The following is a 14,430-nucleotide window of genomic DNA, read 5'->3' as shown; positions in this document are numbered from 1 at the left end:
TATTAAATCGACACATCCGGATTCAATGCATAGCGTCCAGACAGACTGGCTTGTTCCAGCACATGTCCGGCAATCGCCTCCCGTACCTGCGCACCAGTGAACTTGCCATCGACAGCTACGTTTGCAATATCCAGCGCGTACAAGGTGAACACATAGCGATGAGCTATGGAATCGTTCCACGGCGGACACGGGCCATCGTAACCGAAATAATCGCCCGCCATCTGCGCATCTTGCGCAAACCAGCCGGTGTAATCGTTGATGCCATGGTGTGCACCCTTGATGGGCGAGTCTGCAATTGCAGGGCCGGATTTGCCACCCGGCGTAACGCTGGCGCAAAACGACGCAGCAGCTATCTGCGTTGCATTTGCAGGCAAATCGACCAACACCCAATGAAAGAAATCAACACGCGGCAAATTGGCAGGCACGGTTTTACCTTCCTGATTGACATCATCGCCACGCGACGGCACATCCGGATCGTGAACAATCAATGCCAATGACTTGGTACCGGCGGGCACATCACTCCACGCCAGATGCGGATTTTTATTATTCGACAATGCAACATGCGTAGCCGGATCGATCACGCAAAATGCATACTCGCCTGGAATCGCGGCGCCATCTTTGAAAGAATCACTCCATAGCTTCATCATCTCTTCGACTCCCGGGTTGTGATTTATGTTGAATGTTTTTTACGCACAATGCGACGTTATTCAAAGCGCCGGCTTGACCTGCAACCAGAACGTCACCGGGCCATCGTTAGTCAGTGACACCTGCATGTCGGCACCGAACTGACCAGTCTCCACACACGCATGCTTCTGCTCAGCCTGCACAACAAAATAATCAAACAAGGCACGTGCCAATTCAGGCGTCGCCGCCGGCGTAAATGATGGACGCGTACCGGATTGCGTATTCGCCGCCAAGGTAAATTGCGGCACCAGCAACAAGCCGCCAGCCACATCCATCACACTGCGATTCATCTTGCCTGCATCGTCAGAAAATACGCGATACGACAACAACTTGCTCAGCAATGCGTCGGCTTCTTTTTCAGTGTCGCCGCGCTCGGCGCAGACCAACACCATCAAACCCGCAGTTATCGCGCCAACCGTCGCATCGTTCACAACCACGCTGGCGCGCGTCACGCGCTGCAACAAGGCAATCATGCGGCGTTTTTAGTGAAACAGATAACGAGCAACAGTTCGATCACGACAAGGTGACGCGCGCAAATTTACGCTTGCCAACTTGCACCACGACCGTACCGGCATCCACTTTCAAACCCTTGTCGCTAACAACCGCACCATCAATACGCACACCGCCCTGCTCGACCATACGCAAAGCCTCCGACGTCGACGGGCACAGATTGGCCTGCTTCAACAATTGCCCTATGCCGAGTGGCGCACCACTCAATGCGACTTCCGGAATCTCGTCGGGAATGCCTCCTTTGGAGCGATTGACGAAATCAGCCAATGCATCCTCGCCCGCCTGCACCGAATGGAAGCGCGCCACGATTTCCTGCGCCAGCAAAACTTTGACATCGCGCGGATTGCGACCGCCTTCGATTTCTTTCTTGAACTGTGCGATCTCGGCCAGCGAACGGAAGGACAGCAGCTCGTAATAACGCCACATCATCACATCGGAAATACTCATCAACTTGGCAAACATCGTATTGCCCGGCTCGGTGATGCCTATGTAATTGCCTTTGGACTTCGACATCTTCTCCACGCCGTCCAGACCTTCCAGCAAAGGCATGGTCAAAATACATTGCTGTTCCTGACCATAACTCTTTTGCAATTCGCGACCGACCAGCAAATTGAATTTTTGATCGGTACCGCCCAACTCAAGATCCGACTTCAATGCCACCGAATCGTAACCCTGCATCAGCGGATACAAAAATTCATGCAAGGAGATAGGCGTATTCGACTGAAAACGTTTGGTGAAATCCTCACGCTCCAGAATCCGCGCCACCGTATATTTGGCCGACAGTTCGATCATGCCGCGTGCGCCCAGCGGATCGCACCATTCGGAGTTGTAACGGATCTCGGTACGCGCCGGGTCCAGCACCAAACTAGCTTGCGCAAAATAGGTTTTCGCGTTCTCGCTGATCTGCTCTTTCGTCAACGGTGGACGCGTGATGTTGCGACCAGATGGGTCGCCGATCATCGACGTAAAGTCACCGATCAAAAAGATTACTTGGTGGCCCAGATCTTGCAGCTGACGCATCTTGTTAAGTACGACGGTGTGGCCGAGGTGCAAATCCGGTGCAGTCGGGTCCAGGCCGAGTTTGATACGCAAAGGCTTGCCACTTTGTTCAGAGCGCGTCAATTTTTGCGCAAATTCGGATTCGATTAACAATTCTTCAACGCCGCGCTTGGCGACCGTCAAGGCCTCTTGTACAGCGTCGGAAAGAGGCAATTGCACCGGTTTGTTGCTAGAAGAGACATCCATATCGCGAATTTAAATTTGTAAAGTTTGTAAGAAACGGGAGTAACAAAAGCTGAAGTAGGTACAATGCTTTTTTTATTTTATTTTCAGAGACTTCTATCATTGCCGTGCACCAACAACTCACAGCATCGGAAAGAGAAACTGAGCAAACGGCAGATTTTAACTTATTGCATGTTCACATTAAATAAATTACTGAGCGCAGGCTCAAGCAGCAAAAAACTTCTACTCGGCTCATCTCGCAAAACACGCGTTATTTCTGGTTCCGCACTCTTGCTGGCAGTATGTGCTTTCGGTGCAGCAGGCGTTGCACCTATGGCCCCCGATGCAGATGACTTGCCGATCAAATCCATCACGCAGGAATTGGCTTTGCCGCAACTGGCAGACCAGATTGCCGCGCTCGAAAACAGTCAGCAAAACTATATCAGCGAAGAACGCGTGCGTTCAGGCGATACGTTGGCAACCTTGCTGGATCGTCTGGGGGTTGACGACAATGAAGCAGCAAGCTTCATCAAGTCGGATCCGATTGCACGCAACGTCATGCAATTAAAAGCCGGCAAGCGCGTCCAGGCACAAACCAGTGAAGACGGTGAATTGAATTGGCTGAGTAGTACGATTTCCAGCGGTCGCAATGAAGCGGTGCGTAACATCTTGATCACGCGCGAAGGCGGCAAGCTCAAAGCCGTCGAAGCGCCAGTCGCCATGGAACGTCGTATCGAGATGCGCTCGGGCACGATCAAATCGTCCCTGTTTGCAGCAACCGATGCGGCACAAATCCCTGACAACATCGCGTCGCAAATCGTCGATATGTTTTCTACCGACATCGACTTTGGCTCCGACCTGCGTCGCGGCGATCGCTTCAATATCGTCTATGAAACTTTCTGGCAAAACGGCGAGTACGTACACGCTGGTCGCGTACTGGCTGGCGAATTCATGAACGGCCCTGCTACGTATCAATCGGTCTGGTTTGAAGATCCGAGTAGCGCACAAAGCGGCGGTTATTACGGCTTTGACGGCAAATCATTAAAGAAGGCCTTCCTCAAATCACCATTGGAATTTACGCGTATTTCATCCGGTTTTTCGCTGCGCAAGCATCCGATTTCCGGTTTGTGGAAAGCGCATAAAGGTGTCGACTTCGCTGCTGCAAGCGGCACGCCGATTCGCGCTGCAGGCGACGGCACGATCGACTTCGCGGGCAAACAGGGCGGCTACGGTAATGTGGTTGTGATCAAACACTGGTCGAATTATTCAACCGCGTATGCACACATGAGTCGCTTCGCGACCAATCTGCGCAAAGGTGCAAAAGTCAGCCAGGGTCAGGTAATTGGCTACGTCGGCACCACCGGCTGGTCGACCGGACCGCATTTGCACTATGAGTTCCGCGTGAATAACGAAGCGCGCAATCCGATGACGGTTGATATCCCGAATGCTCAACCTTTGGCCGCCGCGCAGATGCAACGCTTCCGTGCGGTTGCCAGCGATATGTCGCATCGCTTTGCGCTGTTGACGCCGGAAAACAATAACGTTCGTCTGGCATCGAAATAAACGATACGAGTTTAAAAAACACGCATTCGACTCAATAACAAAAACCGTTTGTTCAGCGCAGAGTGACTTAAAATCACCTAATATTGACGAACGGTTTTTTTATGTCCACTTCACAGAATTCTCTTTTCATCGGCTTGATGTCAGGCACCAGCCTCGACGGCGTTGACGGCATCCTGACTTCATTTTCCAGCGACGGCACGCCACAGCAAACGCTGGCGTCGGCCTACGTTGAATTTCCAGATGCGTTGCGAACCGAGTTGATGGCGTTGCAAACTGCAGGCCACGATGAAATCCACCGCGAAGCACTCGCGGCACATCAGCTCGCCGAATACTATGCGGAGTGCGTAGGTACTTTGCTGCGCGAAGCAAGAGTCACTGGCAGTGATGTCATCGCGATAGGCGTACACGGCCAAACCATACGCCATCGCCCCGAAGCAGGCTATACACGTCAAACGAATAATCCTGCGTTGCTGGCCGAATGGACAGGCATCGACGTCGTCGCCGATTTTCGCAGTCGCGATATCGCGGCTGGCGGACAAGGCGCGCCTTTAGTGCCGGCATTTCATCGCGCCCTATTTAGCGGCAGCAATGAAAACCGTGTCGTCGTGAATATAGGCGGCATCTGCAATATCAGTGTGTTGCCGCATCAGGCCGGCGCTCCGGTAATCGGCTTTGATACCGGTCCCGGCAATGTCTTGATGGATGCATGGATCGCGCAACACAATGGCCTCGCCTACGACGCGAATGGCGACTGGGCAAAAACCGGAAAAATGCATCCGGAATTATTGAAAGCGTTGCGCGATGAAGCCTTCTTCAATGCGCCACCACCAAAAAGCACAGGCCGCGATTTATTTCATCCGGCATGGCTGGCGCAAAAGCTGGCGAACTTCCCCGGCATTCCAAGTGCGGATGTGCAAGCAACCCTGGCAGTCTTCACCGCCACCACCTTGAGTGATGCGATCAAACTGCATGCGCCGCAAACCCAGGCCGTATATGTCTGCGGCGGCGGTGCGTACAATAGCTATCTGATGACGCTCATTCACTTTGCATTGAAGTTGCATAATCCGACGATACGGGTGGAATCTACCGAAGCATTGGGCGTCGCACCGAATCAAGTCGAGGCCCTGGCTTTTGCATGGCTGGCACAGCGCTTTTATATGCGTGAACCGGGCAATCTTCCTTCGGTAACGGGAGCGCGTGGCTTGAGAATTTTGGGAGCACTGTATCCGGCATGAAGCCGATTCAAATCTGGATTGAATTTATATCTGAAAGTCATCGCCGTAAGATCCGAACATGAATTTCAGAGACAAATTCAGGCATAAAAAAAGCGCAGATTAATCTGCGCTTTTTTACTTCAACCGAAACGTTTAACAATAACTGTCTTAGCGATATCAGGCCGAGAAAGATGAACCGCAACCGCAAGTCGTCGTTGCGTTCGGGTTCTTGATGACGAATTGCGCGCCTTCGAGATCATCCTTGTAATCGATTTCTGCGCCGACCAGATACTGGTAGCTCATCGAATCGATCAACAGTTGCACGCCGTTCTTTTCCATCGTGGTGTCGTCTTCGTTGACGATTTCATCAAATGTGAAACCATATTGGAAGCCCGAGCAACCGCCGCCCTGCACGAAAACGCGCAGTTTCAGGTCCGGATTACCTTCATCTTCGATCAGTTCGGCAACCTTGGCTGCAGCGCTGTCGCTGAAGAGGATAGGGGATGGCATTTCGGCAATTGCATTCATTTCAGACTCCTGCTGGAAAACGGTATGTCACATTATAGACCCGCGCCAGACTTTACGTATTATTGGCAGCAAGTATGGGTACGGCAAGTTTCAAAATCGGCTCTTCTATCGTATCGTGGGTCAATTTCCCCGACACGACAGCGCCACCGTGCATTTCCAAGGCTTTGTAGTGCACATCACCAGTTATGCGGGCTTTCGGCTGCAATTCAAGCAATTCCGATGAAAATACCGGCCCGATAATCGTCCCATTGACGAGCAAATGCGCAACGCGTACTTCGCCCTCAACTCTGGCGTGCTCGGAAATGACCAGCATGCTGGTTTCATCCGCATCGGCAATCACATCGCCTTTCACACAACCATCAATGCGCAATCCGCCCTTGAAATGAACATTGCCTGCGATATTTGTCGCAGCGCCAATCAGACTATCAATCGTACTTTTGGTTTTTCGGCTAAACATGATGACCCTCCTTACAAATTTGCAGACTGTTGCGCACGCATCGCGCCTCTTTCAAGAACCTTGATCTGGACCGATTTTACTATCGCGCCTTCCGGCAGGGTAAGCACCCCTTCGACACGCTGATAATGCTTGAACAAAAGCTTGAATTTATCGGTGGCATCCGATTTTGGGAAGGTCATCATAGCACTTTTACCCTCCTGCACCAGCGTCAAAACAAGCTGATAATTCCCCGTAAAATCAGGAACAAGTTTACCACCTTGCATTAATAATAATCGATAACGCAACTGCCCCGGCTCAGCCATTTCCACCTTGAAGCGACGTATCGTGATGCCTGCCACCCCAGTATTCGTAGGCAGCAAACTTTCGAAGAAAGACAGATCATCCTTGAGTTTGCTGTTTTCCGATTCCAGCGTCTTGATCTGGCGATTCAATTGCGTCTGCACTGAGCGCTCTATGTTCAATTGGCTTTCCGCCGCATTGACCGTAGTTTGAAAGCGATCACGTTCGGCGCTGATTCCTCTAAGCTGTTCTTGTATGGAACTTAGTTGCGCCACCGTAGCTGCCGGTTTAAAACCGGTAAAGCTGCGGCCTAAATCGTAAGTCCACATCGCAATAGCACCGCTCAAACCCAGTACGACGGCGATCAGCATTACGCGCAAGGGCCAAGGCAGATGGTTCTTGATTGTCATCCGTGCAGGCGAGATTGACCAACGCTGCCACCAAAGTTTGCGCCGCAGGGATTTGAAAACCGGTTTTGGCTTATTGGCCATGATGTCAGTTACTTATCATCACGGCAAAATAGGCACGTGCATCAAACCCGTGCTCTCATCAAGACCGAACATCAGATTCATACACTGCACAGCTTGTCCGGATGCACCTTTCACCAGATTATCCTGCACCACCAGCACGACTACGGTATCGCCATCATTTGGACGATGAATGGCGATCCGCAGCATATTCGACGCGCGCGTGGAGCGAGTTTCCGGATGCGAGCCAAACGGCATCACATCGACAAACGGTTCATCCTTGTAGGCCTTTTCAAACAAGGCCTGCAGCGCCGCGTTATCAATGTCTTTGGTCAAACGCGCATACAGCGTTGAATGCATGCCGCGTATCATCGGCACCAGATGCGGCGTGAACAGGAGGCCGACTTTATCTGCGGTCAGCTTGCTCAAGCGCTCCAATGTTTCTGGCGAATGACGATGACCGGAAACACCGTACGCCTTGAAATTGTCACCGGCCTCAGAGAATAAGGTTGCCACTTCGGCCTTGCGTCCTGCGCCGGACACGCCGGATTTGCAGTCCGCAATCAGATGCGATGCATCGATCACGCCGGCTTTCAATAAAGGTGCCAAACCGAGCTGCATGGTGGTTGGGTAGCAGCCGGGATTGCCGACTATGCGCGCCTTCCGGATCGCATCACGATTCAACTCAACCAGACCATATGCCGCCTCTTTCAATAGCTCGGGGCAGCTATGCGGCATCTTGTACCACTTCTCAAACGAGGCAATATCCTGCAAGCGGAAGTCGGCAGCCAGATCGATGACCTTGACGCCAGCGGCCAGCAACTCGGGAGCCTGCGCCATTGCCACGCCGTGCGGGGTCGCAAAAAAGACGACATCGCATTCAGTTAACTTAGCCTTGTCCGGCGACGAAAACGCCAGATCGACGCGCCCGCGCAACGATGGGAACATATCCGCGACCGGCAAACCATCTTCTTTACGCGAAGTAATCGCTGTTAATTTGACTTCAGGGTGCGTCGCCAAAATACGCAGCAACTCAACACCCGTATAACCCGTACCCCCGACGATACCAACCTTGATCATGTTTCTTCCTGGCAAAAAATACTTCGTTTTATTTTACAGGCGATGTTGCCTCATTGCTTGGCCCGTACTGGGAAAAAATGTAACACCCAAGCCAACAACAGATTTAACTCGGCATGCAAACCGAGCGCAAATGAAAAAAGCCGCCAAGCGTGAACCTGGCGGCTTTTCTGGCACGCAAACAACGCGTGCAGGATGCTGAGATTAACGCTTCGAGAATTGTTTTGCGCGACGAGCTTTGCGCAGACCAACTTTTTTACGTTCAACTTCACGTGCATCACGAGTAACGAAGCCTGCTTTCGACAGTTCCGATTTCAATGTTGCATCGTAGTCGATCAAAGCACGGGTGATACCGTGACGCACAGCGCCCGCTTGACCGGATTCGCCACCGCCGTTGACGTTGACCATGATGTCGAAAGTTTCGACATTGTTGGTCAATTCCAGAGGTTGACGAATCACCATCAAGCCGGTTTCACGCGAAAAGTATTCGTTCGCTGGTTTGCCGTTGACGACGATCTGGCCGGAGCCCGATTTGATGAAAACGCGAGCCACTGCACTTTTGCGACGGCCGGTTCCGTAGTTGTAGTTACCGATCATGTCCGTTCCTTACAGTTCAAGTGCTTTTGGTTGCTGCGCGGCGTGCGGATGAGTTTCCTCAGCGTACACTTTGAGCTTCTTGATCATCGCGTAGCCGAGTGGGCCTTTAGGCAACATGCCCTTGACCGCTTTCTCAAGCGCACGACCTGGAAAACGCTCTTGCATTTTCTTGAAGTTGGTTTCATAGATACCGCCTGGGTAACCCGAGTGGCGATAGTATGTTTTTTCTGTTGCTTTGGTACCGGTCACGCGCAGTTTGCCTGCGTTGACGACGACAATGAAGTCGCCTGTATCGACGTGAGGGGTAAATTCCGGTTTGTGTTTGCCGCGCAGTCGGAGTGCCACTTCGCTGGCAACACGTCCGAGGACTTTGTCCGTCGCGTCAATCACGAACCAATCGCGCTGGACTTCGTGTCCTTTAGCGGAGAAGGTTTTCATGATGACTTCCTAAATAATTAAATCGCTCAAATGGTGGTTACGTGCAGCAGTGCCACGTACTCGGCCTTGTTAACTCTTCCTGAGCAAACGAAAGAACCGCAGATTATAGTCTTTTCAAGGACTTAGCGTCAAACTTAATCATAAAAGCCCGTCTATTTGCTTAGTTAACCGAGATGATTTCGCCACTTTCCGTGGCAAATTGGTCTTTCGTCTTCATTTCGAACGCTTATCCCATCTGCGCCAAACAGTTACAATGTCACAACTAATCGCAACTTGAAGAGAAAACCATGGAATGCACAGTACGCTGGACCGGCTTGTCCGGCATGACCTTTTTGGCTGAAACCGGCTCCGGCCACGTTGTCGCGATGGATGGCGCACCCGAAGGCGGCGGCCGTAACTTGGCGCCACGCCCAATGGAAGTCGTTTTGCTCGGCACCGGCGGCTGCACCGCCTATGACGTCGTTGTTATCTTGCGAAAAAGTGGCCAGGACGTGCGCGGTTGCGAAGTGACACTCAAATCAGAACGCGCAGAAACCGATCCGAAAGTATTCACCAAAGTACATTTTCACTTTACCGTCACCGGCCGCAACCTGAAAGCCAACGTGGTAGAACGCGCGATCAAGCTGTCACACGACAAATACTGCTCAGCGTCCATCATGATGGAAAAGACTGCAGAAATTACGCACTCATTCGAAATCGTGGATGACGCGGTGACAGCCCCTGCTGCGGCTTGATAATCAAAATAGAAAACGGCCGCTATCCCCCTAAGGCAAATGCGGCCGCTTTTTTATATGCAGAAGAGCACTACAACTTTGCGTCTGCTTTGCTAGTCGCGAACTCGCTTGCCAACTACAACACTAAATATAGTAAGCCGTAGTCGTCATGATTTTTGACATGGCTCGCATACTTTTTTGCGCCAAAGGCGACACCGCTTGCGCGCCCAATGCTTGGGCTGCCGCGCCGTGCGCAACTTCATCCGCACTCATTTGCGCTACCACAGCCAGCGACTTCGCATCTTGTGGCGGTAATTTCTGCAGATGCTCATTCAAGTGAGCTTCGACTTGGCGCTCGGTCTCCACTACGAATCCCAAACTACGCGCATCACCTAATTTACCGGCAACCGCGCCTAGCGCATAAGCGCCAGCATACCAAAGCGGATTAAGCAGACTGGTATGCGAACCCAACTCGCGCAAGCGTTGCGCGGTCCAAGCCAGGTGATCCTCTTCTTCACGGCAGGCAATCAAGAATTGCTGACGTATTGCATCCGTATGCGCAAACTGCGCCTGCGCCTGATACAAGGCTTGAGCACAAACCTCGCCCACATGATTAACACGCATCAGGCCGGCACTATGACGGCGCTCAGCATCCGTCAACGCACCATCAGCAAGATTGGCTGCAGGACTAGGACGCGACGCTACAGAAACGCCGCCGATCACGCGCAAAGCGCCGTCAAAATGTTGAATAAACTGATCGAAAGGTGTCATGAGATTTACAAAGCACATCAAAACTAAAAAATTGTTGCATCCGAACGACAGACTATCACGGCACATATGTCTGATTTGGCAAATGCTAACCGATGTCAAAAGAAAATTATATGAATTGCGCTTAGCCTTTGCTCGCCATACAGAAATTGATTAACTGGGCGTAATACAAGAATGCCAAAAATAAAACGTTCCACTTCTAACTCCATGACACTTCTGCGCATCACATTCATTTTTGCAAGCGCGCTAATAAGTTCGGCATACGCGCAAGCGCCATCCATGACTATCTATGGAACATTCGATCGCGATCCCCACTCGCCATCTGCCGAGCCGGAAGGCAGCCAGTTTCGCAAAGTCACTCTAGCCCCACAATCATCGGTCAGCATTTACGGCACGATAGACGGCGGCGTGCGCCACTTAACCAATGCGACGGTCGCAGGCAGCGTCACGAAGATAGGCTCAAACGGCGAGTACTATAACAATCGACTCGGCTTCAAGGGAACGGAAGATCTGGGCGGCGGCATGAATGCGCACTTTCATCTGGAGGCCGGCTTCAACACCGGCACCGGCGCACTAGACAACAAGGATGGGCGCGTCTTCAACCGCCTTTCATCCGTTGGCATCGCCGGCCCCTTCGGCTCCATCGATTTCGGCCGCCAACCATCTGTCGCCTGCAAAGCTGTTTATGCCTACGAGCCATTTCAATACCGCTACGTCCATATCATCCCATTAGCCGGCGCAGTCGCCGGCAATAACGACGGTCAAGTAAGCCGACCGTTTGGAACGGTAGACGGCCCCCGTTTCAGCAATGCAGTCCAATACTTTGGGAAATTTGGTGGATTTACCGCCAGCGCTGAATATGCAATGGGGGAAGTCGCAGGTAGCAGCAGCAACGGCAGCGCCAAAGCCATAGGACTTGGCTACACAGATGGTACATTTTCCATCGGCGGCGCCTATACCCGCCAAAACCCGAACGTTGCCACAACCGGAACACCAGATTATCGCGAACAAGACCAGGTCACTTTTGGCGGCGCGTACAAAATAGGTGACATCCGCATTGCCGGCGGCTATATAAATACAACAACTCAAACCACCGTTACCAATCAGGCAAAAAACATCTGGCTGGGCGCACGTTACGATTTCACACGCGCCACCAGCCTGACGGCCGGTTATTACCGCACCACGCTAGAAACCTCCGCTCGCGAAATCGCCAGACGCAACCTGCTGATCGTCGGCGCAACTTATGCCTTGTCGTCGCGCACCAGCCTGTATGCCGATATTGATCAAGCCATATTGCATGGGCTCGTCTCTCTGCCTCCCGGCAGACAAACCCGGCAAACAGGTACGTCCATCGGTATTAGCCATATGTTTTGATGTCGGCGACAGATCACTAGTGACACTTTTGTAATCCGAGCATCAATACTTTCAACACCGCCTTAAAAAGGCGGGCAGCCGTATTACAACACCAACTCAATATTAAAAAATATCGACTACCAGCCGATCAATGCATCACAACAACACCGTCAATGCCTCATTTTGGAATGCGCGCGCACTATCCTGTTGCAAAAAAACGTCACTCCGCGTGATTCGTCCATGCCCTTTTGATATTTTGGTTGTCAGCCTTTACGTATTTTGTTTCAATCGATCTGTCGTCTTGCAATGAGGTTAGGCAAGGCAGGCAGCTTCGCAGAATATGTACATCCTTCTTAGTAAGGATGTATTTCTAAACAACATTTGAGGAACATCTAAATGAAAAAATCGCTTTTGGCTCTTGCCGTTTTGGGCGCATTCGCTGGTGCAGCATCGGCACAATCGTCGGTTACCGTCTACGGTATCGTTGACTTGGGTATCACTAGCTTGGACAACGGCAATGCTGCTGGTCGCGTTACTGGTGTTACTTCCGGCAACCAATCGGCTAGTCGTATCGGCTTCAAAGGTACTGAAGATCTGGGCGGCGGCTTGAATGCATTGTTCCAATTGGAAGCTACAATTGCAGCTGACACTGGCGCAGCATTTGCAACTGGCACAGGCAACAACGGCGGCTTCAACCGTCTCGCTACTGTTGGCCTGCAAAGCAATGCATTTGGTACAGTAAATCTGGGTCGTCAAACATCGGTAATCAAAGATGCGTACGACGCAATTGATCCATTCGGTGACGGCGGTACGATTTCCCCAATCAGCACCGTGTTCTTCAATGGCACACTGGGTGGCGATCAAGGCCGTATTTCGAACTCTGTTAAATATACTTCGAATTCGTTCGGCGGCTTTAAAGCAAATGCTGCATATGCATTTGGCGAAACAGCTGGTGATACTGGTGCAAACAGCTCCTACGGTCTTGGCTTGGCATATGTTAATGGCCCATTGAATGTTCAATTCGGCTACCACAATGCTGATACCTCGACATTTGCTAATCCATCAGTACAACAAAGTGAAAACAAGTTGACCTTCTTGGGCGCAACTTACAATTTCGGCGTAGTTAAACTGCATGGCGCATATGCTGATACAAAACTGGAAAACACTGTTGCAAACACAGAAACTAAATATCGCAACTACTTGGTTGGTGTAAGCGTACCAGTCGGCGCAGCAGGCAACGTATTCGCATCGTACTCTGTCAACGACAATCGTTCGGCGAATGATGCGGATGCGAAAAAAGCAGCCATCATGTACACATACGATCTGTCGAAGCGTACTAACCTGTACACCGGTTACTCGCACACTTCCAACGACACTAACTCGCGCATTGGTCTGGCCGCAATTGGCAGCAATGCCGCTGGCGTTACTGGCGAAAGCGGTTCGGCATTCGCAGTCGGCGTTCGTCACAAGTTCTAATTCCCAGCGAGCCTAGCTCGCTTGGTTTGAACTGCAATAGAAAAAGGCACCTTCGGGTGCCTTTTTTATATTCTGAGCGTATATGAACTTACGTTTTCGCGATGCCTCTATTCAAGCAAAGCAGCAAGCAGAATTCTTCCATTCGCATCATAATAACGCCTTGAAATGAAAGGCAATTCACGAAGTGAAACCCGGTAGAAATGATCCCTGCATTTGCGGTAGCGGCGAAAAATACAAGAAGTGCTGCGGCAAAGTCATACAGATAGCAAGCACAACCCCGCAACGCTCCAGCAGTGCACTACGAGAATGCGGCGATTGCACTGCATGCTGCGACGGCTGGCTGAAGTCGACAATCTATGGGCATGAAATGAAGCCCGGTGTGCGTTGTCATTTCGTGCGCGATGGCGGCTGCAGTATTTATGAAACGAGGCCGGATTCGCCTTGCCGCCAGTTTTCCTGCGGCTGGGTCGATGCTGACAGCCCCTTCCCAGACTCTTTCAAACCTACTCAGCTCGGCGCGATCGTCGTGAAAACGACCTGGCGCGGCCAGCCAGCATACCGACTAGCATTCGGAGGGCGCGACCTTGATGCAGGGGAACTGGAATGGATGATGAACTTCAGCCGTCAAACGGGACGACCATTTTTTTATGAAAAGGCCGGTGAGACGCTGGGATACGGACCACAGGCTTTCATAGAAGACATGCAAGCGAAGATCCAGCGTGGCATTCCTCTTTTTGAATCGCACGCCGCGTCGCGCTAATATTGCGAAGTATCGGCGATCCCTACGACCTTCCTAGCTCATCAGACAAATCAGACTGCTCTTTTCGATACACACCACCGACATGACAATGACACACGCGTAACTTTTTACATAAACTCTGCTGATGCAGTCGGACTTGAGTCAACGCAAAATGCTCTAAGAACTCGAGCAAGACGCATTCTGAAACGAATGGTTTTATGTAGTCCAGGTTGGAAAGCAAGTTGACTATTTGGTCTTGATGAATAAGTCATACAAGGCACTGTGTACCACTGTCAGTGAATGACGTCATGGCTTGATCGACTTATAGGGGCGACAACAATTGGTA

At 51.4% G+C, this 14,430-nt stretch carries 16 protein-coding genes and 1 pseudogene; 7 read left to right on the top strand and 10 right to left on the bottom strand.

What is annotated here, in order from left to right; translation table 11 throughout:
- Positions 1-2: 2 nt before the first annotated feature.
- The 3 genes from Hfont_RS12585 to tyrS all read right to left on the bottom strand — a co-directional run bounded on the left by Hfont_RS12585 (position 3) and on the right by tyrS (position 2,439).
- Positions 3-644: a YbhB/YbcL family Raf kinase inhibitor-like protein gene (locus Hfont_RS12585; RefSeq protein WP_112992967.1), complete on the bottom strand. Its 642-nt coding sequence runs from the start codon at positions 642-644 to the stop codon at positions 3-5.
- A 63-nt stretch (positions 645-707) separates the two neighbouring features.
- Positions 708-1,157, bottom strand: a complete 450-nt coding sequence (dtd, locus tag Hfont_RS12580) for a D-aminoacyl-tRNA deacylase (protein ID WP_112992769.1) — start codon at positions 1,155-1,157, stop codon at positions 708-710.
- Positions 1,158-1,197: 40 nt separating this feature from the next.
- Positions 1,198-2,439: a tyrosine--tRNA ligase gene (tyrS, locus tag Hfont_RS12575; protein ID WP_112992768.1), complete on the bottom strand. Its 1,242-nt coding sequence runs from the start codon at positions 2,437-2,439 to the stop codon at positions 1,198-1,200.
- Between the two features lie 168 nt (positions 2,440-2,607).
- Between tyrS and Hfont_RS12570 the strand changes: the two genes are divergently transcribed.
- Positions 2,608-3,978, top strand: a complete 1,371-nt coding sequence (locus tag Hfont_RS12570) for a M23 family metallopeptidase (RefSeq protein ID WP_112992767.1) — start codon at positions 2,608-2,610, stop codon at positions 3,976-3,978.
- 101 nt (positions 3,979-4,079) lie between these two features.
- Positions 4,080-5,213: an anhydro-N-acetylmuramic acid kinase gene (locus Hfont_RS12565; protein WP_112992966.1), complete on the top strand. Its 1,134-nt coding sequence runs from the start codon at positions 4,080-4,082 to the stop codon at positions 5,211-5,213.
- A gap of 156 nt (positions 5,214-5,369) precedes the next feature.
- Here the strand turns inward: Hfont_RS12565 and erpA are convergent, their stop codons facing one another.
- The 6 genes from erpA to rplM all read right to left on the bottom strand — a co-directional run bounded on the left by erpA (position 5,370) and on the right by rplM (position 9,035).
- Positions 5,370-5,720 carry an iron-sulfur cluster insertion protein ErpA gene (erpA, locus tag Hfont_RS12560; protein ID WP_112992766.1) on the bottom strand — a complete coding sequence of 117 codons (351 nt, stop codon included), beginning with the start codon at positions 5,718-5,720 and terminating at the stop codon, positions 5,370-5,372.
- A gap of 52 nt (positions 5,721-5,772) precedes the next feature.
- Positions 5,773-6,177, bottom strand: a complete 405-nt coding sequence (locus Hfont_RS12555; RefSeq protein WP_112992765.1) for a bactofilin family protein — start codon at positions 6,175-6,177, stop codon at positions 5,773-5,775.
- An 11-nt stretch (positions 6,178-6,188) separates the two neighbouring features.
- Positions 6,189-6,785 carry a DUF6776 family protein gene (locus Hfont_RS12550; protein WP_338322781.1) on the bottom strand — a complete coding sequence of 199 codons (597 nt, stop codon included), beginning with the start codon at positions 6,783-6,785 and terminating at the stop codon, positions 6,189-6,191.
- Positions 6,786-6,965: 180 nt separating this feature from the next.
- Positions 6,966-8,003, bottom strand: coding sequence for an N-acetyl-gamma-glutamyl-phosphate reductase (argC, locus tag Hfont_RS12545; RefSeq protein WP_112992764.1), 1,038 nt, complete (start codon positions 8,001-8,003; stop codon positions 6,966-6,968).
- A gap of 201 nt (positions 8,004-8,204) precedes the next feature.
- A complete protein-coding gene (gene rpsI / locus Hfont_RS12540) occupies positions 8,205-8,597 on the bottom strand; it encodes a 30S ribosomal protein S9 (RefSeq protein WP_012078160.1) in 393 nt (130 codons plus the stop codon).
- Positions 8,598-8,606: 9 nt separating this feature from the next.
- Entirely contained in the window at positions 8,607-9,035 is a 429-nt protein-coding gene (gene rplM, locus Hfont_RS12535; protein WP_112992763.1) for a 50S ribosomal protein L13, read from the bottom strand.
- Between the two features lie 287 nt (positions 9,036-9,322).
- Here rplM and Hfont_RS12530 point away from each other — a divergent pair, with 287 nt between their 5' ends.
- Positions 9,323-9,769 (top strand): OsmC family protein, encoded by a 447-nt coding sequence (locus Hfont_RS12530; RefSeq protein ID WP_112992762.1) that lies wholly within the window; start codon positions 9,323-9,325, stop codon positions 9,767-9,769.
- Between the two features lie 123 nt (positions 9,770-9,892).
- On the opposite strand, the gene coq7 is transcribed toward Hfont_RS12530, so the two are convergent.
- Positions 9,893-10,519, bottom strand: a complete 627-nt coding sequence (coq7, locus tag Hfont_RS12525; protein WP_112992761.1) for a 2-polyprenyl-3-methyl-6-methoxy-1,4-benzoquinone monooxygenase — start codon at positions 10,517-10,519, stop codon at positions 9,893-9,895.
- 276 nt (positions 10,520-10,795) lie between these two features.
- Here coq7 and Hfont_RS12515 point away from each other — a divergent pair, with 276 nt between their 5' ends.
- The 4 genes and pseudogenes from Hfont_RS12515 (at position 10,796) to Hfont_RS14995 (ending at position 14,105) form a co-directional block, all read left to right on the top strand.
- Positions 10,796-11,890, top strand: a complete 1,095-nt coding sequence (locus Hfont_RS12515; RefSeq protein ID WP_112992759.1) for a porin — start codon at positions 10,796-10,798, stop codon at positions 11,888-11,890.
- A 375-nt stretch (positions 11,891-12,265) separates the two neighbouring features.
- Positions 12,266-13,345: a porin gene (locus Hfont_RS12510; RefSeq protein ID WP_112992758.1), complete on the top strand. Its 1,080-nt coding sequence runs from the start codon at positions 12,266-12,268 to the stop codon at positions 13,343-13,345.
- Between the two features lie 184 nt (positions 13,346-13,529).
- Positions 13,530-13,598: pseudogene (locus tag Hfont_RS15330) on the top strand (SEC-C metal-binding domain-containing protein); the annotation flags it as partial.
- Positions 13,599-13,712: 114 nt separating this feature from the next.
- Positions 13,713-14,105 carry a hypothetical protein gene (locus Hfont_RS14995; RefSeq protein ID WP_133467293.1) on the top strand — a complete coding sequence of 131 codons (393 nt, stop codon included), beginning with the start codon at positions 13,713-13,715 and terminating at the stop codon, positions 14,103-14,105.
- The last annotated feature ends 325 nt before the right edge of the window (positions 14,106-14,430 follow it).

Source organism: Herminiimonas fonticola (assembly GCF_003293745.1).
GTDB classification, from domain to species: Bacteria; Pseudomonadota; Gammaproteobacteria; order Burkholderiales; family Burkholderiaceae_D; genus Oxalicibacterium; species Oxalicibacterium fonticola.
Note: the sequence above shows the minus strand (reverse complement) of the source record. Positions and strands in the feature narration are given on the sequence as shown.